The organism is Streptococcus sanguinis (assembly GCF_050223295.1).
Taxonomy (GTDB): Bacteria; Bacillota; Bacilli; order Lactobacillales; family Streptococcaceae; genus Streptococcus; species Streptococcus sanguinis_X.
In genome coordinates, this window is record NZ_CP071424.1 from 1,181,416 (window position 1) to 1,201,101 (window position 19,686).

Annotated in this window: 19 protein-coding genes and 4 pseudogenes; 16 read left to right on the plus strand and 7 right to left on the minus strand. The window is 37.7% G+C overall.

Annotated features, from left to right (window positions below; translation table 11 throughout):
- The first annotated feature begins 24 nt into the window (after positions 1 to 24).
- The 7 genes from J1C77_RS05740 (at position 25) to msr(D) (ending at position 7,952) form a co-directional block, all read left to right on the plus strand.
- Positions 25 to 813: an AAA family ATPase gene (locus J1C77_RS05740; RefSeq protein ID WP_002921310.1), complete on the plus strand. Its 789-nt coding sequence runs from the start codon at positions 25 to 27 to the stop codon at positions 811 to 813.
- 418 nt (positions 814 to 1,231) lie between these two features.
- Positions 1,232 to 1,591, plus strand: a complete 360-nt coding sequence (locus J1C77_RS05745) for an SAG1252 family conjugative relaxosome accessory protein (protein ID WP_000529539.1) — start codon at positions 1,232 to 1,234, stop codon at positions 1,589 to 1,591.
- 9 nt (positions 1,592 to 1,600) lie between these two features.
- A complete protein-coding gene (gene mobC / locus J1C77_RS05750) occupies positions 1,601 to 1,966 on the plus strand; it encodes a plasmid mobilization relaxosome protein MobC (RefSeq protein WP_000263053.1) in 366 nt (121 codons plus the stop codon).
- Positions 1,953 to 3,815, plus strand: coding sequence for an SAG1250 family conjugative relaxase (locus J1C77_RS05755; protein ID WP_000261800.1), 1,863 nt, complete (start codon positions 1,953 to 1,955; stop codon positions 3,813 to 3,815). Before mobC ends, J1C77_RS05755 begins: the two co-directional genes overlap by 14 nt.
- Positions 3,816 to 4,595: 780 nt before the next feature.
- Entirely contained in the window at positions 4,596 to 4,766 is a 171-nt protein-coding gene (locus J1C77_RS05760) for a hypothetical protein (protein WP_000873143.1), read from the plus strand.
- A 385-nt stretch (positions 4,767 to 5,151) separates the two neighbouring features.
- Positions 5,152 to 6,369 (plus strand): macrolide efflux MFS transporter Mef(A), encoded by a 1,218-nt coding sequence (gene mef(A), locus J1C77_RS05765; RefSeq protein ID WP_000417519.1) that lies wholly within the window; start codon positions 5,152 to 5,154, stop codon positions 6,367 to 6,369.
- Between the two features lie 119 nt (positions 6,370 to 6,488).
- On the plus strand, positions 6,489 to 7,952 hold the full coding sequence (msr(D), locus tag J1C77_RS05770; RefSeq protein WP_000420313.1) for an ABC-F type ribosomal protection protein Msr(D): 1,464 nt from the start codon (positions 6,489 to 6,491) through the stop codon (positions 7,950 to 7,952).
- A gap of 117 nt (positions 7,953 to 8,069) precedes the next feature.
- Here msr(D) and J1C77_RS05775 read toward each other — a convergent pair whose 3' ends face one another.
- Genes J1C77_RS05775 through J1C77_RS05790 form a run of 4 tightly spaced genes read right to left on the minus strand, consistent with a single transcriptional unit; the run spans position 8,070 to position 9,314 of the window.
- Positions 8,070 to 8,369 (minus strand): DUF5960 family protein, encoded by a 300-nt coding sequence (locus tag J1C77_RS05775; protein ID WP_001072467.1) that lies wholly within the window; start codon positions 8,367 to 8,369, stop codon positions 8,070 to 8,072.
- Entirely contained in the window at positions 8,356 to 8,724 is a 369-nt protein-coding gene (locus J1C77_RS05780) for a hypothetical protein (RefSeq protein WP_000567222.1), read from the minus strand. The genes J1C77_RS05775 and J1C77_RS05780 overlap by 14 nt, the downstream gene beginning before the upstream one ends.
- A gap of 12 nt (positions 8,725 to 8,736) precedes the next feature.
- Positions 8,737 to 9,072 (minus strand): hypothetical protein, encoded by a 336-nt coding sequence (locus J1C77_RS05785; RefSeq protein WP_000806926.1) that lies wholly within the window; start codon positions 9,070 to 9,072, stop codon positions 8,737 to 8,739.
- Complete coding sequence (locus tag J1C77_RS05790; protein WP_001813542.1) at positions 9,069 to 9,314, minus strand: hypothetical protein; 246 nt, start codon at positions 9,312 to 9,314, stop codon at positions 9,069 to 9,071. The genes J1C77_RS05785 and J1C77_RS05790 overlap by 4 nt, the downstream gene beginning before the upstream one ends.
- Positions 9,315 to 10,278: 964 nt before the next feature.
- On the opposite strand from J1C77_RS05790, the gene J1C77_RS05795 reads away from it, so the two are divergent.
- From J1C77_RS05795 to tnpA, 5 genes are all read left to right on the plus strand, one after another.
- Positions 10,279 to 10,749, plus strand: coding sequence for a MarR family winged helix-turn-helix transcriptional regulator (locus J1C77_RS05795; RefSeq protein ID WP_000142891.1), 471 nt, complete (start codon positions 10,279 to 10,281; stop codon positions 10,747 to 10,749).
- A complete protein-coding gene (locus tag J1C77_RS05800; RefSeq protein WP_000845068.1) occupies positions 10,733 to 11,758 on the plus strand; it encodes a phosphotransferase family protein in 1,026 nt (341 codons plus the stop codon). The genes J1C77_RS05795 and J1C77_RS05800 overlap by 17 nt, the downstream gene beginning before the upstream one ends.
- Positions 11,755 to 13,500, plus strand: a complete 1,746-nt coding sequence (locus tag J1C77_RS05805) for an ABC transporter ATP-binding protein (RefSeq protein ID WP_002921287.1) — start codon at positions 11,755 to 11,757, stop codon at positions 13,498 to 13,500. Before J1C77_RS05800 ends, J1C77_RS05805 begins: the two co-directional genes overlap by 4 nt.
- The gene (locus tag J1C77_RS05810) at positions 13,481 to 15,220 is read left to right on the plus strand and encodes an ABC transporter ATP-binding protein (RefSeq protein ID WP_002921285.1); all 1,740 of its coding nucleotides are present in this window, start codon (positions 13,481 to 13,483) and stop codon (positions 15,218 to 15,220) included. Before J1C77_RS05805 ends, J1C77_RS05810 begins: the two co-directional genes overlap by 20 nt.
- Before the next feature lie 261 nt (positions 15,221 to 15,481).
- Entirely contained in the window at positions 15,482 to 15,946 is a 465-nt protein-coding gene (gene tnpA, locus J1C77_RS05815) for an IS200/IS605 family transposase (RefSeq protein ID WP_037616840.1), read from the plus strand.
- A gap of 142 nt (positions 15,947 to 16,088) precedes the next feature.
- Here the strand turns inward: tnpA and J1C77_RS05820 are convergent.
- Positions 16,089 to 16,355, minus strand: a pseudogene (locus J1C77_RS05820) (IS66 family transposase); the annotation flags it as partial.
- Positions 16,356 to 16,574: 219 nt separating this feature from the next.
- On the opposite strand from J1C77_RS05820, the gene J1C77_RS05825 reads away from it, so the two are divergent.
- Entirely contained in the window at positions 16,575 to 16,868 is a 294-nt protein-coding gene (locus J1C77_RS05825) for an LPXTG cell wall anchor domain-containing protein (RefSeq protein ID WP_157641670.1), read from the plus strand.
- Positions 16,869 to 17,123: 255 nt separating this feature from the next.
- Here J1C77_RS05825 and J1C77_RS05830 read toward each other — a convergent pair.
- Together J1C77_RS05830 and J1C77_RS05835 are read right to left on the minus strand one after the other, a co-directional pair.
- A pseudogene (locus J1C77_RS05830) lies at positions 17,124 to 17,387 on the minus strand (DUF5960 family protein).
- A 355-nt stretch (positions 17,388 to 17,742) separates the two neighbouring features.
- Positions 17,743 to 17,993, minus strand: a pseudogene (locus J1C77_RS05835) (hypothetical protein).
- Positions 17,994 to 18,039: 46 nt separating this feature from the next.
- Between J1C77_RS05835 and J1C77_RS05840 the strand changes: the two are divergent.
- The 3 genes and pseudogenes from J1C77_RS05840 to J1C77_RS05850 form a co-directional block, all read left to right on the plus strand.
- A pseudogene (locus J1C77_RS05840) lies at positions 18,040 to 18,839 on the plus strand (IS30 family transposase); the annotation flags it as partial.
- A gap of 110 nt (positions 18,840 to 18,949) precedes the next feature.
- Positions 18,950 to 19,168, plus strand: coding sequence for a helix-turn-helix domain-containing protein (locus J1C77_RS05845; RefSeq protein WP_000278092.1), 219 nt, complete (start codon positions 18,950 to 18,952; stop codon positions 19,166 to 19,168).
- A gap of 269 nt (positions 19,169 to 19,437) precedes the next feature.
- Entirely contained in the window at positions 19,438 to 19,686 is a 249-nt protein-coding gene (locus J1C77_RS05850) for a DUF3173 family protein (protein ID WP_002921272.1), read from the plus strand.

The window sequence follows — 19,686 nt, forward strand, 5'->3', positions numbered from 1 at the left end:
GTCCTTTGTCTAAATTATACAATAGTGACTCTAAGATTTAAGGATAACATCAATAATTTTAGAATAAGTAAACAAGATGTAGTTGATATTTTCTATCTTGCTTATAAAGAATTAGGAATAAAGAATTTTGTTGAATGTATAATAAAAGAAAGCCTTGGTCAAAAATATTTTAATCTTTTAAAAACGATATCAAACGATAATTTCTTGCAAAGAACTAATCAATGGGAAAATTTTAAAGAAATTAATGATAGCAATATCAAATATTTAAAATCAAGTATGTATTCTTTGATTAAGAATAATCGTTTATTATCTGAGTTAAAAAGAGTTTTACACGAACATGTAGCAAATGAAAAATTATTTTTAGAGTTTAACATTAATTCAAAGGAAAGCTCAAAACAACTTAATATTCTTTACAAAGAAGTCAGTGTACTAAGTTTAGGGCAAAAAGTAGTAGCGATGCTTGATTTTATATTAGCATATAGTGATTATTCTAAAGATTTCAGACCATTAATTATTGATCAGCCTGAGGATAACTTAGATAACCGTTATATATACAGTCACCTAGTTCAACAATTTAGAAAAGCTAAAATTCAAAGGCAAATTATTTTAGCAACGCATAATGCTACAATTGTGACAAATTCTATGACAGATCAAGTAGTAATTATGGAGTCAGATGGAACACATGCTTGGATTGAAGCGAGAGGATACGTAAGCGAAAGATTTATAAAGAATCACATCATCAATCAGCTAGAGGGAGGAAAAGAATCATTTAAACATAAGATGTCTATATACGAGACTGTACTTTCTGAATAGACATAACGGAGGAATTAGGAAATGGCTTAGAGTTACGTTGTTAAGAAATGTTGCTTCTAAGTCATTTTATATTATTCAATTTTGTTAGAGAAATTTTAACAATCGAGTTTTTACCATTCTTTTTGTAATGTGATAACTTTTCCAAATTATCCTTGTTATCCTTATATCAATCCTAAGAAAATCAAACTTTGATTTTCTACTGGGGGTTTGGGGGGCGAAGCCACCAAGTTATCTTATCGTTGGCTGTCAAAACAGAAAGGTTTTGGTCGGCTGGCGATATGATTTTTTGGGTATTGTGACCACAATGCCTGAGCTCGCAAAGACCGAACAAGAAGAGAGTGAGGTCTTTAGGAAGCGTACTGACAATGTGAGGCAGCCTGACACTGTCAGACAAGTATAATGTTGAAAGGATAGTAGGATGGGACAAGAAATTAAGTTAATCCGTAAGCAATTTAGGATCACGAGACAAGAAGAAAAACAGATAAAAGAAATGATGAGGGAACAAAAACTGGATAGTTTCTCAGAATTTCTTCGTCAAAATTTGTTGAAAAAGAATTATCAGGATAGAATTTTTGAAAGTTGGTTTTCCCTTTGGCAATCTCAAAAGTTTGAACAAATTAGTCGAGATGTGCATGAAGTTCTAGTTGTCGCAAGAGAAAATCACCAAGTGACTCAAGAACACGTTTCAATCTTACTGACATGCGTTCAAGAATTGATTGCGGAAGTCAATCAAGTACAGCCGCTCAGTCGTGGATTTCGTGAAAAATACATGAGATAGGAGGCTACTATGGTTTATCGTTATCGTACCAATCTCAAAAAAGTATTTCTAACAGATTCAGAGTTACATCAATTGAATGAGCGAATCGACAAGAGTCACTGTCAAAATTTTTCAGTCTATGCCAGAAAAGTGTTGTTGAATCCCAATATGTCATTTGTCACCATTAACACGGATACCTATGACCAGTTAGTATTTGAATTGAGACGGATTGGAAATAACATTAATCAAATTGCGCGTGCAATCAATCAAAGCCATTTGATTTCTCAGGAACAGTTACAAGAATTGAGTAAGGGAGTTAGTGAGTTAATTACTGGCGTAGAGAAAGAATTTCAAGTGGAAGTGAAAAGATTGAAGGAGCTCTATGGTAGTCACTAAACACTTTGCGACACACGGAAAAAAATATCGTAGGCGTTTAATTAAGTATATTCTCAATCCTGATAAAACGGACAATTTGAAATTGGTATCTGATTTTGGCATGAGCAATTATTTAGACTTCCCTAGCTATGAAGAAATGGTAGAAATGTACAATGTCAACTTTACCAATAACGACAAGTTGTACGAATCCAGAAATGACCGACAAGAAAAACATCAACAAAATATCCATGCCCATCACCTCATTCAATCATTTTCTCCTGAAGATAATCTGACACCTGAAGAAATTAACCGCATTGGTTATGAGACCATGATGGAATTAACAGGGGGCCGTTTTCGTTTCATCGTGGCAACTCATACAGACAATGATCATGTTCATAATCACATCCTAATCAACGCCATTGACCGTAATTCAGATAAAAAGTTGATATGGAATTATGCCTTGGAACGAAACCTTCGTATGATTTCAGATCGTATTTCTAAAGTGGCTGGAGCGAAAATTATTGAAAAACGTTTCTCCTACCGTGACTATCAAAAATATAGGCAGTCTAGTCATAAATTTGAATTGAAGCAACGCCTTTATTTTTTGATGCAGCACTCAAAGTCCTTTGATGATTTTTTAGAAAAAGCGGTGCAGTTACATGTTCATATTGATTTTAGTCAGAAGCATAGTCGATTCATGATGACGGATAGAGCAATGACAAAACCAATTCGAGGACGCCAACTCAGCAAACGAGATTTATATGATGAAGAATTTTTTCGTACACATTTTGCCAAGCAAGAGATTGAAAGTCGTTTAGAATTTTTGTTGAACCGTGTCAATTCTTTAGAAGAGTTACTAACAAAAGCAAAAGAATTGAATCTAACCATTGACTTAAAACAAAAAAATGTAATCTTTATACTTGAAGAAAATGGAAAGCAATTCAGTCTGAGTCATAAAAAAATAAGTGATAAGAAATTATATGATGTCAATTTTTTTCAAGATTATTTTAAAAATAAGGAAGTCGGTGATTCAGAAGGCTTAGAGAATTTACAGGAGCAGTACCATGCTTTTCAAGAAGAACGTGATAAGGAGAAGGTAGCCACTGAAGAAATTGAGGAAGCCTTTGAGGAATTTAAGAAGAAGCGAGATGCCGTTCACGAATTTGAAGTGGAACTTGCAGGACACCAAATAGAGAAGTTAGTTGATGAGGGCGTTTATATCAAGGTGTCTTTTGGTGTAAAGCAGAGCGGTTTTATTTTCATTCCTAACTATCAATTAGATATTCTTGAAGAAGAGAATCAGACAAAATATAAAGTCTATATCCGTGAGACAACCTCATACTTTATCTATAACAAAGAACATTCGGATAAGAATCAGTATATAAAAGGACGAACCTTGATTAGACAGCTAACCAACGATAGTCGAGCAATACCATACAGACGACCGACTGTTGAAAGACTTCAAGAAAAGATTTCTGAGATTAACCTCTTGATTGAGTTAACAGAGACAGACAAAAAATACCAGGTCATCAAAGACGAACTGGTCGCAGAAATAGCAGAGATAGACATCAAACTGACTCAAATAAATGAAAAAATCGCCACCTTAAACAAGATGGCGGAAGTGTTTATTAATCATAAAAGTATAGATAAGAGTAGTAGGAAGTTAGTAAGATATGAATTATCAAAACTAAATATTCCCGAGAATGTAACTTTAAAGAATATAGAATATGAGGTTGCAAAATTAAATAAACAACTAATTCAGCAAATTGATCTATATGAAAAATCAGTTAGAAAACTGGAAATTTATTTAAAACAATTTGATATAAATAAACATCGAATTTCTAGAGATAAAATTGAAATTGAATTTTAAAGGATTTGAGTACATATTACGACTAATAGAAAAACTTGATATATAAGGGATTTATTGATGCAAAGATACTAATTACTGATACAGTTATTAAAACGACTAAAGTAATTGGAGTGAAATCGGGTGAAGTTGTGTTAGAAACGAAAGAAGAAGTAGAAGAAATACCTCAACCATTTGACACAATACCGTTATTTTTTTAGATGAGATTAATTCTTTGTTTTCCAAAGACACATCATGTTGAGGCGGTAAGTTTGCTAGTCAAGGAGTAAAACGACGAAGATTAGCATTTACTTCCGCCCATGCGATAGCTGTCCGTGATTGACAAGTGCTAGCACGCAGACAGAACGGAGATAGCGAACCGCTGAGTGTGTCGCTCTGCTCGTAAAAGCTTAGAAACCTTTGAACGAAAGGGATAATGAAAGCCTTGATTGCAAGGCTTTTTGCTTTATGGTGGGTAAGTATCAGAGTGAGAAAATTTTTGGAATGAGTAGAAGTGATAGCTAGAAATTATCAGTTTCTATTTCCATTTACCCTGTGGGTACGTGTTTGTTTCCATTGACAAGGAGTTTGTGGGAATAGAAATGTACCCACCTTGTTTGAATCAAGTGAAGTGTAGTTGAAGGAAATCTGTTGAAAGCAATACTTCATTTTACCGAATAAGTAATAATTTAGGCAACTTCAAATCGATTAAAAAAAACTATTTTAAAGGTTAAGAGTAGACAAAAATTGTCCACTCTTTTTTGCAAACTCAATTTATCAATAAATGAAATGAGGGAATGTAAAATGAAATATTTTGAGGTTGAGTTAGAAAATCCTGATGAATTTTTAAAACTACAAACAGAAGATTTTGTGAAAGCTAATCGCTTGCTACTAAGGAAGATAATCCAGAGCGTTACAGTCTATGAAGAAAACTTCGTCATATCCTTTAAATCTGGCATCGAATTGGAAGTATGAGTCTCATTCCATAACTTTTATATTGAACATATCATCTTGTTGTGTTATACTATAAATTGATATAAACAAAGATGTAGGAGGAACCGAAACTATGACAGCCTCAATGCGTTTAAGATAAGCTGGCAATAAAAAAAGCAGAATCTATACCCGATGATAGGCTTTTTTGTTGTGCTTATTTATACGATATTGAGCATTCATTAGTTACGGTGAGGATATTGGTTATTTAACTATACCTTTATTTAACTATGTCTTTAATATGAATGTTTCCAAATTGTATGTATGCAGACCAAAAGCCACATTGTGGGGTTTGGCCTGCATTTTTTATTGCCTAGAATGCTATTCAAAATAGAAATTCAAGCAAAATAATATGCAGGAGATAATATAAATGGAAAAATACAACAATTGGAAACGAAAATTTTATGCAATATGGGCAGGGCAAGCAGTATCATTAATCACTAGTGCCATCCTGCAAATGGCGATTATTTTTTACCTTACAGAAAAAACAGGATCTGCGATGGTCTTGTCTATGGCTTCATTAGTAGGTTTTTTACCCTATGCGATTTTGGGACCTGCCATTGGTGTGCTAGTGGATCGTCATGATAGGAAGAAGATAATGATTGGTGCCGATTTAATTATCGCAGCAGCTGGTGCAGTGCTTGCTATTGTTGCATTCTGTATGGAGCTACCTGTCTGGATGATTATGATAGTATTGTTTATCCGTAGCATTGGAACAGCTTTTCATACCCCAGCACTCAATGCGGTTACACCACTTTTAGTACCAGAAGAACAGCTAACGAAATGCGCAGGCTATAGTCAGTCTTTGCAGTCTATAAGCTATATTGTTAGTCCGGCAGTTGCAGCACTCTTATACTCCGTTTGGGATTTAAATGCTATTATTGCCATCGACGTATTGGGTGCTGTGATTGCATCTATTACGGTAGCAATTGTACGTATACCTAAGCTGGGTAATCAAGTGCAAAGTTTAGAACCAAATTTCATAAGGGAGATGAAAGAAGGAGTTGTGGTTCTGAGACAAAACAAAGGATTGTTTGCCTTATTACTCTTAGGAACACTATATACTTTTGTTTATATGCCAATCAATGCACTATTTCCTTTAATAAGCATGGAACACTTTAATGGAACGCCTGTGCATATTTCTATTACGGAAATTTCCTTTGCATTTGGGATGCTAGCAGGAGGCTTATTATTAGGAAGATTAGGGGGCTTCGAAAAGCATGTATTACTAATAACAAGTTCATTTTTTATAATGGGGACCAGTTTAGCCGTTTCGGGAATACTTCCTCCAAATGGATTTGTAATATTCGTAGTTTGCTGTGCAATAATGGGGCTTTCGGTGCCATTTTATAGCGGTGTGCAAACAGCTCTTTTTCAGGAGAAAATTAAGCCTGAATATTTAGGACGTGTATTTTCTTTGATCGGAAGTATCATGTCACTTGCTATGCCAATTGGGTTAATTCTTTCTGGATTCTTTGCTGATAAAATCGGTGTAAATCATTGGTTTTTACTATCAGGTATTTTAATTATTGGCATTGCTATAGTTTGCCAAATGATAACTGAGGTTAGAAAATTAGATTTAAAATAAACAATATTGGAGGAATATTTATGTATCTTATTTTCATGTAACTCTTCCTGCTAAAATCGCAGGGTTTTCCCTGCATACAAGCAAATGAAAGCATGCGATTATAGACAGGAGGAAATGTTATGGAATTAATATTAAAAGCAAAAGACATTCGTGTGGAATTCAAAGGACGCGATGTTTTAGATATAAATGAATTAGAAGTATATGATTATGACCGTATTGGTTTAGTAGGAGCAAATGGTGCTGGAAAAAGCACTTTACTCAGGGTACTTTTAGGAGAATTAACTCCCCCAGGATGTAAAATGAATCGTCTGGGTGAACTTGCCTATATTCCCCAGTTGGACGAAGTAACTCTGCAGGAGGAAAAAGATTTTGCACTTGTAGGCAAGCTAGGTGTTGAGCAATTAAATATACAGACTATGAGCGGTGGTGAAGAAACAAGGCTTAAAATAGCACAGGCCTTATCGGCACAGGTTCATGGTATTTTAGCGGATGAACCTACGAGCCATTTAGACCGTGAAGGAATTGATTTTCTAATAGGACAGCTAAAATATTTTACAGGTGCACTGTTAGTTATTAGCCATGACCGCTATTTTCTTGATGAAATAGTAGATAAAATATGGGAACTGAAAGATGGCAAAATCACTGAGTATTGGGGAAACTATTCTGATTATCTTCGTCAGAAAGAGGAAGAACGTAAGAGCCAAGCTGCAGAATACGAACAATTTATTGCGGAACGTGCCCGATTGGAAAGGGCTGCGGAGGAAAAGCGAAAACAGGCTCGTAAAATAGAACAGAAGGCAAAAGGTTCTTCAAAGAAAAAAAGTACTGAAGACGGAGGGCGTTTAGCTCATCAAAAATCAATAGGAAGTAAGGAAAAAAAGATGTATAATGCTGCTAAAACCCTAGAGCACAGGATTGCGGCCTTAGGAAAAGTAGAAGCTCCGGAAGGCATTCGCAGAATTCGTTTCAGGCAAAGTAAAGCATTGGAGCTCCATAATCCATACCCTATAGTCGGTGCAGAAATTAATAAAGTATTTGGGGATAAGGCTCTGTTTGAAAATGCATCTTTTCAAATTCCGTTAGGAGCAAAAGTGGCGTTAACTGGTGGTAATGGAATCGGAAAAACAACTTTAATCCAAATGATCTTAAACCATGAAGAAGGAATTTCTATTTCGCCTAAGGCAAAAATAGGTTACTTTGCACAGAATGGTTACAAGTACAACAGTAATCAGAATGTTATGGAGTTTATGCAGAAGGATTGTGACTACAATATATCAGAAATTCGTTCAGTGCTAGCATCTATGGGGTTCAAACAGAACGATATTGGAAAAAGTTTATCTGTTTTAAGCGGTGGAGAAATTATAAAATTGTTGCTTGCTAAAATGCTCATGGGTAGATATAACATCCTAATAATGGATGAACCCAGTAACTTCCTTGACATACCAAGTTTAGAGGCTTTGGAAATACTAATGAAGGAGTACACCGGAACTATCGTGTTTATCACCCACGATAAACGATTACTCGAAAATGTAGCAGATGTAGTTTATGAAATTAGAGATAAGAAAATAAATCTGAAACATTAAATTTAAGGTAGTCGCTGGTCAGTATAGTCTGTTCTGGTTGGCGACTCCATTGTTAAAGAGTATAAAGACTTTAGATTTTATGAATATTAAAAATAGGAACAGTCAATTGAACTGCTCCTATTTTTCTGCTAAATATATTGTAGTTTTCTTATATGTATAATGATAGATTAGCGGATTCTCATCTACGGTACTTACTTCAAATATGAAGAAGTGATCGCGGTTATCTCTGGACTTTTCCTTATTGAGGACAAAGTAATTCTTACGTGAAGTCGCCATTGTTTTTAGGATATCATCAGTTAGGAAGGTCAATGGAATATTCATGTTAGAGTAGCGGTAGAAGTCACGTTCAAAATCTTGGTAGCTCTCGCTATAATAGTCCATTTGTAGGTGATTACGCTGAAACTCAAGCTGATTCATAGAGCACCTCCTCGACAAGTTCAATACTAATAATGTCTTTTAATTTCAAATTGATGTGACCTGTTGTAGTTTTTATCAAAATGAAATCTTTGGTCAGACTTGGTATTGTTCCAGTGTAGGAAACACGCTTGTTTTTTTCAATCACTTGAATGCGTGTGCGTAGCTGCCCGGCGTATACTTGACTGAGGAGTAATAATTTCTTCTCTAGTGATAAGTCAGACATGTACGTTACTTTGTTTGTATCATCAGAGAGTGCTGATGCATGTTCAGATAGGAAAAAGCCCATCCATTTTTGCATCTTTGTATCCTGGTACTCTCTTGCTGATTGAAATGGTAAATATGAACGGTCAATCATATCAAATCCTTTCTATGCAGAGGCAAGGGTATTTTTATCAAATTGAATCGTAAAACCTTGAATTCCCCCACCTGTGTAACATTCTTTAAAGCGATTGATTACCTCAGTATAGATTATCACAGATGAGCTTGTTGGCTTAATGCTAAATGTAAATTCCAATGGTAATCGGTTTTCAGATTTAGCATGTACTAGTCGTATCGATATTTCAGTTGTTTTGAGTTTTCTCTGACGAAGTTTTGAAGTTGCTGTTTCAACGATTCCATGTAAAAATCTTTCAAGCATTTCAATATCATTACATCCTTTGCTACGGATTTCTGAAAATTGTACTGTATTTTTTTCTTGTTTCATTTTAATCCCTCCAATCCACCCGCGGAATGACCACCGATAAGTTTACTGCGTTCAATATTTCTGGAACCTTCAGTTAGGACGGTTCCTTTTTGTATGGCTAAAAAACCAAACTGTTCTCTGACAACATCAATAGCTGTCTGAAGTCTATTATCTTTTTCAATTTGTTCTACATCATCAAAGAGTGATAGTAGAGTATAGCTTTCATCTACGAAGCCACTATAAGATACACCAATTTGTCTCACTGCACCAGAGGTGTATTTTTTCGGAATAATACAAGTACATGACTCACCATTGTTTTGGGGAGATTTGCGGGTTCAATTTTATTCTGAGCATTTATAGATTTTTTCATCTCAGTCCTAGAATAGCCAATATGAATAGAAACGACAGTAGTCAATACTAGGGCTACTGTTCCGTTCCACAGTATCATTTAAAAATCATTTTCACACCCTTTCGTCTATTAGTATAGAAGAAAGCTCTCAGCACATGTGGAGGTTGTAGGACTGCTGGTGAAAGAGGGATAAACCCAACCGTTTCAGGGTTTACAAAAGACTTGAAATCAAACCTTTCTTGCTTTTTGGGGAGAAGTATCAGTTTGATAGTCTGAAGTGAGCTAGTAGCACTGCTAGTGATTATCTTAGAAATCTAATCCCACATACGCAGTGGGGGTGCAAAATCTATTTACAGAAAAGTGTCTCTGGGAATAGATTTGCACCCCTTTTTTTGCGTGCGGATTATCCTGTGGGGACTCATGGGTGTTAACTAGCGTAGTAACAATGGACCATTAGAAGTCAGTCGAAGACATAGTAGTGATGACGTTTCTGTAATGGAAGTGTAGCTAAGGGCTGAATAATTAAGTTAGTATCTATCCATGCAGTTTTGTCTGCCCTAACACATGGTCTGAAACAGCAGTACTCGCCTAACGTATGATGAAAGAGGCTATTTACAAATATAGGACGACACAAACAGAACGAAATCGAAAAAGATAGATGTGGAGGAAATTTTTACATGCCAAAGTTTAATTGAACCACCGTATACCTAACAGCACGTACGGTGGTGAGAGAGGTTAGAAACTATCTTCTACTCGATTGTACTGATGTCTGATAAATAATTTGGATCGCTGTAAATCTTTTCTCTTGACTAAAATCCTAAATCGTACTATAATGCTTTTAATGTCCGAAATCGAATTTTGAAAAAGAGGTATCCAATATGACATTTAAAGAAGAAAGCTACCAATTAATCAATGCCTTAGTTGCTATAGGCGAAACTTATTTTAAGATTGCCAAGTTATCTGATGTGCCTGAAAATCTTTTCTGGTTACTGGCTGGTTTGAGTGATAAGGGTTTTCACACCCAGAAAGAAATTCATGAGACTTGGGGTCTGCCCAAGACAACTGTTAACAGCTTGGTGAAGAAATTAGAAGGTCAAGGCTACTTGGAACTGATAGCCATTTCAGGTCGTAAACGAGAATTGCAGATTAGTCTGACAGAGGCTGGTCAAACTTACACCGATGAAGTCCTCTCCTTGATGTCAGAGGTGGAGAGAGAGGTGTTGAAGCGAGTAAAGGCTGAATTGCCAGCTCATTTTATCCGAGACATGATGACCTACAGTCGTATTGTTCAAGAGACAGTAGCCAGCCATAAAGAAAGGAGAGGAGTTGCCCATGAAGACAGCCACTAAAAATAATTTTTCAGACCAGACCATCAGGTGTCTAGTCAAGTCTCACTTTCCCCAAGCCATATTGAGCAAGATTGAACGGATTGTTGGTGGGACCTTTAATACGGTTTACTTGCTAGAAGGTAGTGGTTTGCCTGATGCCAGTATCATGCTAAAGACCGGACCTCATCGTGATGTTGAAGTACCCAAGCATGAGGCGGATAATCTCAAGACAGAAATTTATACCTATCAACTACTAGAAAATCAGAATATACAAGTACCTAGAATTTATGCCCATGATTTTAGTCATAGCATTATCCCCCACGATTTTTTCTTCATGGAAAAAATATCAGGAAAGACCTGGTATGAGATTAGCCCTAAGAAGACGCCCCAGCTCATGTATGAACTAGGACGGCAAACGGCTGAGATGCACAAGACCAAAGGTAGCTGGTTTGGAACCATCAATGATGAGACAGATGAGCGGTTTGACACTTGGTCACAGGCCTTTCAGCATAAAATTGAAACCTTGTTGAAAGAGGTGGAGGCAAGAGGAAGTACGCTTCCTATTGCAGAAATCCGTCATCAGATTGCGCTTAGAAAAGACCTTCTTGATGAGGTCAAGACACCTCGACTGGTCAATTTTGACCTCTGGGCAGGTAATGTCTTTCTGGAAAAAGGCTCAGATTGGCAGATTTCAGGCTTGATTGATTTTGAACGCAGCTTTTTCGGTGACCCCATGGCTTCCTTTGTCTCAGCTCTCTTTCTATATGATAATGTTGAAAAGGAGCCCCACTTTATTCAGGGCTATAACCAAGTGAGTCAAGAACTCCTAGTTATTACCGAAGATGACAGAGAACGCATGTGGCTCTATACCTTACTTTTTTATCTAAGAGCCTATGTCGAAACAGAGCGTTATCAGGGGTTGATGAAGTGGGGGCAAAAGAGTTTTCTAAGTGCAACCCTCACATTCATGACTAGAGCTTTAAACCGTCGTTGGAAAAAACGCTTAAAAGCTAGAAAGGACGAAAAATGAACCAAATATTTTCAAGGGTTAAATTCAAGAAAAAATACTTTGTTTGGCTATTTACTTTTCTCATTATTGCTATCGCTGGTGAGACAGCCCTACCTACCCTTATGGCTGAGATGATTGAGCAGGGCGTTGTCAACCAAGCAACCAACAGTATTTGGCTCTTAGCAGGGGGAATGGTACTGGTCGTGCTCATGGCCTTTGTGGGCAATATGCTAGTCGCAAAGATTTCCTCACGGATTGCGACACTCTTTGCTCGTGATGTGCGCAAGGCACTCTTTGACAAGGTTCAGTCATTTTCTGGACAGGAGTTGGATAAGTTTGGGACAGCCAGTCTCATTACGCGGACCACTTCAGATGTGACCAATCTTCAGTCATTCTTATCGGCAGGCTTGCAGATTGGTATGCTGGCGCCACTTATGATGGCAGCAGGTGTAGTCCTAGTTGCTGTTACTGGTGGTGAGACCAGTAGTGTACTTGTTTTCACTCTGCCTATCCTCTTGATTGCGATGACTGTGGTTTTGGTTTTAGCTACTCGCTATTCCAAAGCCCTGCGTTTGACCTTGGACAAGATTAACCGTATTTTCCTAGAAATATTACAAGGTGTCCGTGTTATCCGTGCCTTTAATAAACAGGAAACAGAGAAAGCCCGTTTTGGTCAAACCAATAGCCAATATGCTGATATTTCTCTTAAAAACAACCGTCTCATGGGTGGGATGATGCCTTTTATCCAAGTGATTTTTGGTCTGACTACGATTGGTGTCATGGCTGTCGGCGCTGAGGCTGTGGCTAAGGGGAAAATCACGGTTAGTGCCCTTGTCGCTAATAGTCAGTATGTTGCTCTCATCCTTGGTGCCATCGTCATTGCAGCCTTTATCATCAGTTTCTTCCCGACGGCTTTTGCCAGTATGTCACGTATCGGTGAGGTTTTGGGGATCGAGGTCAAAATTACTGACGGTGATGATGAGCAAGCTATGACGGAAGCTCAGGGAACAGTGACCTTTAAGGATGTGACCTTCTCCTATGCTGACGCAGCAGAACCAGTCCTAAAAGACATCAGTTTCACCTCAAAACCTGGTCAAGTGACCGCCATTATCGGTGCTACTGGGTCAGGAAAATCTTCAGTCCTTAAGCTTATTCCACGTCTTTACGACATCACTTTTGGTGAAATCAAGGTCAACGGTCGTAATGTCAAAGATTATAAATTACAGGAACTTCGAGACATTATCGGCTATGTCCCTCAGAAAAACGTCCTCTTCTCAGGTGATATCGCAAGTAACCTCAACTTTGGTCAGGAAGACGGAACAGAGGCGGACTGGAAACGTGCAGCAGACATTGCCTCAGCCTCAGAATTTATCGCAGATAAGCCAGGGAATTATCAATCAGAAATTGCCCAAGGTGGGACCAATCTATCAGGTGGACAACGCCAGCGTATGGCCATTGCCCGTGCCATGATGAAACGTCCGCAGGTTTATCTCCTTGATGATAGTCTGTCAGCACTTGATATGAAGACGGATAAACAAGTTCGTACCAATCTGCGTACCAACCTTGACCAAGCCACCATGATTATGGTGGCGCAACGTATCAGTTCTATCATGGACGCTGAGCAAATTATCCTCATTAGTGAAGGAAAAATTGCAGGTAAAGGCACCCATAAAGAATTACTGAAAAACAACGACATCTATCGTGAACTAGCTATTTTACAACTGGGAGAGGAGGCGGTTGCCTATGAACTTGACAATGCTTAAACGTTTATACACCTATATCAAACCCAATCGTCTTGGTTTCTTCACAGCACTTTTCCTTGTTGCTGCTGGTACTGGACTTACCGTCCTAGCGCCAAGCTACACGGGGCAAATCACGACTCAGCTCTACAATGGCATTAGTCAAGGCTCTTTTGATTGGAAAGCTATTTTCCAATTGAGTGTTATTGTTGCAGGTCTCTATCTAGTTGGGCAAAGTCTGGTTTTCTTGGCTTCCTTCACCTTAGCCAAAGTTATCGCTAAGTCAGTCGAGCGTTTGAGAAATGAGGTTAGTAGTAAAATTCACCGTCTACCTATTAATTATTATGATACCCGTGGTAATGGTGAAATCCTCAGTGTCATCACCAATGATATTGACATCCTCAATAACTTCCTCAGCCAGAACTTGCAGGAAATTATTGTTCAGACTGTGACCATTGTGGGCATTTTCTCCATCATGCTCTCTATCAATGGTTGGTTAACCTTGGTTGCTGTCATCATGGTTCCTATCTCCCTCCTGACAGCAGCGAGTTCAGCTAGCTTTGGACAAAAGATGTATGAAAAGCAGCAGAACTTGATTGGGCAGGTCAATGGCTACATTGAAGAAATTTATAACGGTCATAATGTCGTGCAGGCTTTTAACTACCAAGACCGTGCCAAGGCAAAATTCGATAGTCTTAATAAAGAATTGCAGAGCACCGCAGAAAAGGCAGAAACTTATGCCAGCTATGTCATGCCACTGATTAAGATTGTCAATAATGCAGGCTATGTCATCAGTGCCGTCTGGGGAAGTTTTATGGCACTACAAGGCACCATGACAGTTGGTAATGTCCAAGCCATGCTTCAATACACCCAGCAGTTCAATGAGCCATTTAGCTCTATCGCTGGTATGGTCGGGGCTTATAGCTCAGCCATGGCAGGTAGTCAGCGTATCTTTGAACTGCTTGACGAGACTGAAGAAGTAGCTGACCAAGCCACAAGCCAAGACCTGTCCAAACAAGCAGGACGTGTCGAATTCAAGCATGTCAAGTTTGGCTACACACCTGATAATCTGCTGATGCAAGATGTTAATGTTACCGTTGAACCTGGTCAAAAAGTAGCCATTGTGGGACCTACTGGGGCAGGTAAAACCACCCTCATCAACCTCCTCATGCGTTTCTATGAAATCAATGACGGTCAAATTTTAGTGGACGGTGTAGACACACGTCAGATGAGTCGTGAACAGCTCCGTAGCCAGTTTGGCATGGTGCTCCAAGATACTTGGCTCTTTGAAGGCTCTATCATGGAAAATCTCCAGTATGGTCGAGAGAATATCTCCCATGACCAAGCTATCTCTGCTGCCAAAATGGCATCAGCACACAGCTTTATCAAAACCCAGCCAGGCAGTTACGATATGGTTTTGGAAAATAACGGAGAGAACATCTCTCAAGGTGAGCGTCAGCTTTTGACAATTGCCCGTGCCATTGCTGCCAATCCTAAAATGCTGATTTTGGACGAGGCGACATCTAACGTTGATACCTATACTGAGCAGCTCATTCAAAAAGCCATGGCCAAACTCATGGAAGGGCGCACCAGCTTTGTCATCGCCCACCGTTTGTCGACCATTAAGGATGCTCACGTCATTCTCTACATGGAAAAAGGTGATATCAAGGAGGTCGGCAACCATGATGAGCTCATGGCTCTAGATGGCAAATATGCTAGTCTCTATAATAGCCAGTTTGTCTAAACTAAAAAGCGATAATCTAAACTGCACTCCAAAAGTTAGACAAACGTAAGCGCCCAATAACGAGGTATATTGAAAAAATCCAAAGTCTTACGATGACTCTGGATTTTTTTATTATGTGACTTTCAGTCCGTCTCGCTCCGTTAGGTGCGAGACAAAAAAACCACCCGCTATGCGGGTGCGCATCGAAGGTTATACCAAAAAAACTCCAAACGCGATACAATTAAGGTGTTCAAGCCAATTGTAAAGCGAAAGGAGAAAAATATGGCTCAAAAAGCACATAGTTTATCACACACAAAATGGATGTGTAAATATCACATTGTGTTCACCCCTAAGTATAGACGAAAAGTGATCTATAATCAATATCGAAGTAGTTTGGGAGAAATATTCCATAGATTATGTAGTTATAAAGGTGTTGAGATTATCGAAGGCCATTTAATGCCAGATCATGTTCATATGTTGGTAAGCATTCCACCTAGAATTAGTGTTGCAAGCTTCATGGGATATTTAAAAGGTAAAAGTGCTCTAATGATGTTCGATAAACACGCAAATCTGAAATATAAGTTTGGAAATCGACATTTTTGGGCAGAGGGATATTATGTAAGTACAGTTGGCCTCAATGAAGCCACAATAAAGAAATACATTCAGGAACAAGAGCGAAAAGATATTGCTTTAGATAAGTTGAGTGTAAAAGAATATGAAGATCCCTTTAGGGATAGTGGCAAGTAGTACGTATACCTCTTTGAGAGGTCTGTGACGAGTCAAATGCAATAAGGCTTGAACAAAGTGAAAGCCAGCGTCTTTAGGCGCTGGCTAGTCATCTGGGCTTATAGCCCTGGTACAAACCACCCGTTTGACGGGTGGTCATGATTTACTTGCAATTCTTCTGTATCTGCTCTGCCCATGGCAAATAAGCCTCTAGAACCTCCTTATTTGTGAGGGTTTCCTCATTAGGAAGCTTTTCTAGTAGGTAGGTCATATATTTTTCGCTGTCTAAGTCATGTCTCCTAGCCGTTTCTAAAAGAGACATAATAATAGCTGTCGCCTTAGCACCCTCAAAACTTTGGAAGAACAGCCAATTTTTGCGTCCCATAACTAAGCTCTTGATCGCTCGCTCAGCCATGTTATTGGATAAGACAAACCGACTACTCCACCAATGTTCAACTTGCCAGAGATAGAGATAGAAACAAAAGTACCAGAAGACTAACCAACATTCGACCTACCGAAACTAGAAATACCAACACCGGTAACAGATATACCAAATAATCCGCCAATGCTTCCGCCAAAACCAGAACTGAACATAGGTGTACCGAACCTACCAGGAGAATTCCCTCCAACAGTTCCAGAAAAGCCAAGATTGGAGATTGGTATCGTACCAAACGAAGCACCGAAAAATGAGAAACCGGAATTAGAATTACCAATTCCACCGGCAAGTGAAGTGCCTAATACGCCAGAAGCACCAACACCAGAGACACCTGAAAATGAAACACCGGAAGAAACAATGCCACCGACTTACAGTCGAGTAGCGCGTAATTCAGAAGTATTACCTAATACAGGTGATTCTGAATCTGCATTTGCTGCGGTTACAGGAATAGCAACAATCTTAGGAGCGTTTGGTTTAGTATCAAAACGTCGTCGTAAAGAAGATTAATTAAACCCTATTGATTTTTAGGCATTATTTCCATACCTTAATACCTAAATTTAAAACTTATGTTAGAAAATGTTAATTTATTTTTACGATTGCATATTCCCTTTAAAATAAAAATATTTACGATTAGTTAATGTTTTCTAAAAAGTTTTACCCCGATTAATGCTGTTGTAATCGGGGGTTTTTATTGATTTACTACATTGATAGTCTTTTTCATTTGTCATTTAGGATATATAATTTCAAATTGATAAAACAGTACTATGATAAATATATTTTTTGATTTTCATTAATTGTTTCAATGGTGAAAAAAATATAATGAGCTTGTCCATCTTTGGCTTTTTCTCGATTAAGTTTGAAATAACATTTATGAGATGTTGCCACTGATAGGAGTATATCATCTGTGATAAATGTTAAAGGGATGGACATCTCGGAAAAGCGGTAGAAGTCAGATTCAAACTGCCGATAACTATCTGAAAAGTAGTCCTTTTGTAATTAATTCTTATTAACTTCCAATTGATTCATTAGTTACCTCCGATGTTATTTCTAGATGGATTGAGAGAATTGAAAAGATAGATATTTTAATATGTCCATTGTCGATTTTTAGTATGATGCTGTCATCTTGAAGAGACGTAATAAGTCCAGTTTCTTTCGTTGTAACTTTATTCTCTCTGTAAGTGATGATTATAGGAAGTTGCTGAGAATAGGATTAACTTAATAGGAGGTCGATTTGTTCCTGTGAAAATCCGTCATCAATAGATTGTGTATCTTTCGCTTCATTTATTAAAGAAGTGTGTTCTGAGAGATAGAAGCACATCCATTTTTTCCATTCCCTTATCCTGATAATATTGCACAATGGGAAAGGGTAAGTATGATCTATCTATAATTGTAATCCGTCTAAACCTCCTGCTGAGTGTCCGCCTATGAGTTTGCTGCGGGCAATATTACGTGATCCCTCTAAGAGAACAGTTGCTTTTGAATGGCAATAAAATCAAATTTGTCACGTATCTGATCAAGCACTTCATGAATACTATCATCTTTAGTTTACATTTGGTCAAAGTCATCGAAGAGTGAAGACAGATCATAGCTCTCGTCAATCAAACCACCATATCGAACCCCAATTTGTCTCACAGATCCAGACTTGTAATGTTGTCGAATGAGTCCTAAGACATTAAATAGTGTGTATCTGAAGTTAGACCAGTGTTCATCACGCACTTTGATGAGCTTGAAAAAGGTGTTAAAGCTACTGTTCGTTGTCATAGTGTGGATACATTTATTCACGTATACAAAGAGAAATATCCAACATAAACTATTCCTTCAACAACGACATTCAATCGCTAAATTGGCGCTGGTTCTTATTGTCATTAAGCCAATCGATTTGCCAAAGATGGTGATCATCAGAAAGCGGTCTAAATCCACGGCATATAAAAAGTCCCTTGGAAATTCCATCGAGGAGCGTCCAGAAATGGTTAACAATCGCTTTGAATTTGGACACTGGGAAATTGATTTGGTTCTCGGTAAGAAGAATAAAGGGGATGCTGTTGTCTTGATTCTAGTTGAACATCAAACACGTTTGCCTTGGCGTGTAAGCTACCTAATAAACAAGCTGATACGATTAATGAATCTGTCAAATAACTATTGTTTCAGTACCCGATTACTTCTATGACATCAGATATCGAATCCGAGTTTAGTCTCTTGGTCGACTTAGTAAGTGTCGACATAAATTTTGCTCATCCATATTCTTCCCATGAAAGTGGAACAAATGAGAATTTCAATGGTCTACTCAGAGAATTTTTTCCAAAAAGACAGTCGCTTAAACCAATAACTGATGAAGAGTTTACTCGTTATGTTTCAGCTATCAATAACAGACCTAGACGACTTCATCATTACAATACAGCAACATTTCAGTTTGGGTTAGCCAAAAAACTTAAACAATGGAATACTAAGATATCTGCAAACTTGTTGCACATGACTTGACAATGTCTCAAAAATTTTAAATCTAGAATTTTTGTAAATAATTGTCCAATTAGGACAATTAAAGAAAGATCTCCTAAAAGTGAAATATACTATTTTTAGGAGTTAACTAGATGTATAAACGTTTAAGAGATTTAAGGGAAGATCGGGATCTCACACAAAAACAAGTGGCTGAATATCTTTCATTTACACATTCTGCCTATGCAAAAATAGAACGTGGTGAAAGAATTTTATCTGCTGAAATTCTTATTAAACTTTCAAATCTATATAGCGTTAGTATTGATTATTTGCTCGGGTTATCTGATTTTCCTGACCGTATCATAAAAAAATAGTTTCTCCTTATTATGTCCATTGACAATTGAATATACCAAGGTGGGACTTTCTTATTTGTGGAGCAAGCTGTTTATTACGCGATGAAATGAGCGATAAAATTTTAAACAGAAAATAGGATGGTAACCTATTTGCCATGAAATCAAATAATTATAATGATACTTCTGACCGTTCAGGCTGCCATCGTAAAAGGACAGCGGGTGAAATGCCCATGAATGATTTAACCAATCATACCCACGGAGGAAAAAATTTTTTTGATAGGAGTGGAGGTATGAAAACAGTAACATATAAAAACCTGATGAATATTGGTTTTCCTGAGCATACGGCAAGAAATATCATTAGAGAAGCAAAAAGAATAGCAGTAAAAAAGTTTGAAGAAGCTCGCAAAGTTGACCATAATGCGGTACAATTAAGTAAATCGCCCTTTGACAATAGAAGACTTGGTATTGCTCCTAAAGATATTGTAGAAGAGCTAATCGGAATTTCACTCTCTGAAGAAAGTTTAGAAAGTGAGAATTAA

What these genes read in the sequence shown, in the direction of transcription:
- J1C77_RS05850 (WP_002921272.1), top strand. Translation starts at nt 19,438, where the DNA reads ATGAAAACAGTAACATATAAAAACCTGATGAATATTGGTTTTCCTGAG.
- J1C77_RS05775 (WP_001072467.1), bottom strand. Translation starts at nt 8,369, where the DNA reads ATGAATCAGCTTGAGTTTCAGCGTAATCACCTACAAATGGACTATTAT.
- J1C77_RS05785 (WP_000806926.1), bottom strand. Translation starts at nt 9,072, where the DNA reads ATGAAACAAGAAAAAAATACAGTACAATTTTCAGAAATCCGTAGCAAA.
- J1C77_RS05780 (WP_000567222.1), bottom strand. Translation starts at nt 8,724, where the DNA reads ATGATTGACCGTTCATATTTACCATTTCAATCAGCAAGAGAGTACCAG.
- J1C77_RS05795 (WP_000142891.1), top strand. Translation starts at nt 10,279, where the DNA reads ATGACATTTAAAGAAGAAAGCTACCAATTAATCAATGCCTTAGTTGCT.
- J1C77_RS05845 (WP_000278092.1), top strand. Translation starts at nt 18,950, where the DNA reads ATGTATAAACGTTTAAGAGATTTAAGGGAAGATCGGGATCTCACACAA.
- J1C77_RS05800 (WP_000845068.1), top strand. Translation starts at nt 10,733, where the DNA reads ATGAAGACAGCCACTAAAAATAATTTTTCAGACCAGACCATCAGGTGT.
- mobC (WP_000263053.1), top strand. Translation starts at nt 1,601, where the DNA reads ATGGTTTATCGTTATCGTACCAATCTCAAAAAAGTATTTCTAACAGAT.
- J1C77_RS05755 (WP_000261800.1), top strand. Translation starts at nt 1,953, where the DNA reads ATGGTAGTCACTAAACACTTTGCGACACACGGAAAAAAATATCGTAGG.
- J1C77_RS05810 (WP_002921285.1), top strand. Translation starts at nt 13,481, where the DNA reads ATGAACTTGACAATGCTTAAACGTTTATACACCTATATCAAACCCAAT.
- J1C77_RS05760 (WP_000873143.1), top strand. Translation starts at nt 4,596, where the DNA reads ATGAAATATTTTGAGGTTGAGTTAGAAAATCCTGATGAATTTTTAAAA.
- J1C77_RS05745 (WP_000529539.1), top strand. Translation starts at nt 1,232, where the DNA reads ATGGGACAAGAAATTAAGTTAATCCGTAAGCAATTTAGGATCACGAGA.
- J1C77_RS05805 (WP_002921287.1), top strand. Translation starts at nt 11,755, where the DNA reads ATGAACCAAATATTTTCAAGGGTTAAATTCAAGAAAAAATACTTTGTT.
- tnpA (WP_037616840.1), top strand. Translation starts at nt 15,482, where the DNA reads ATGGCTCAAAAAGCACATAGTTTATCACACACAAAATGGATGTGTAAA.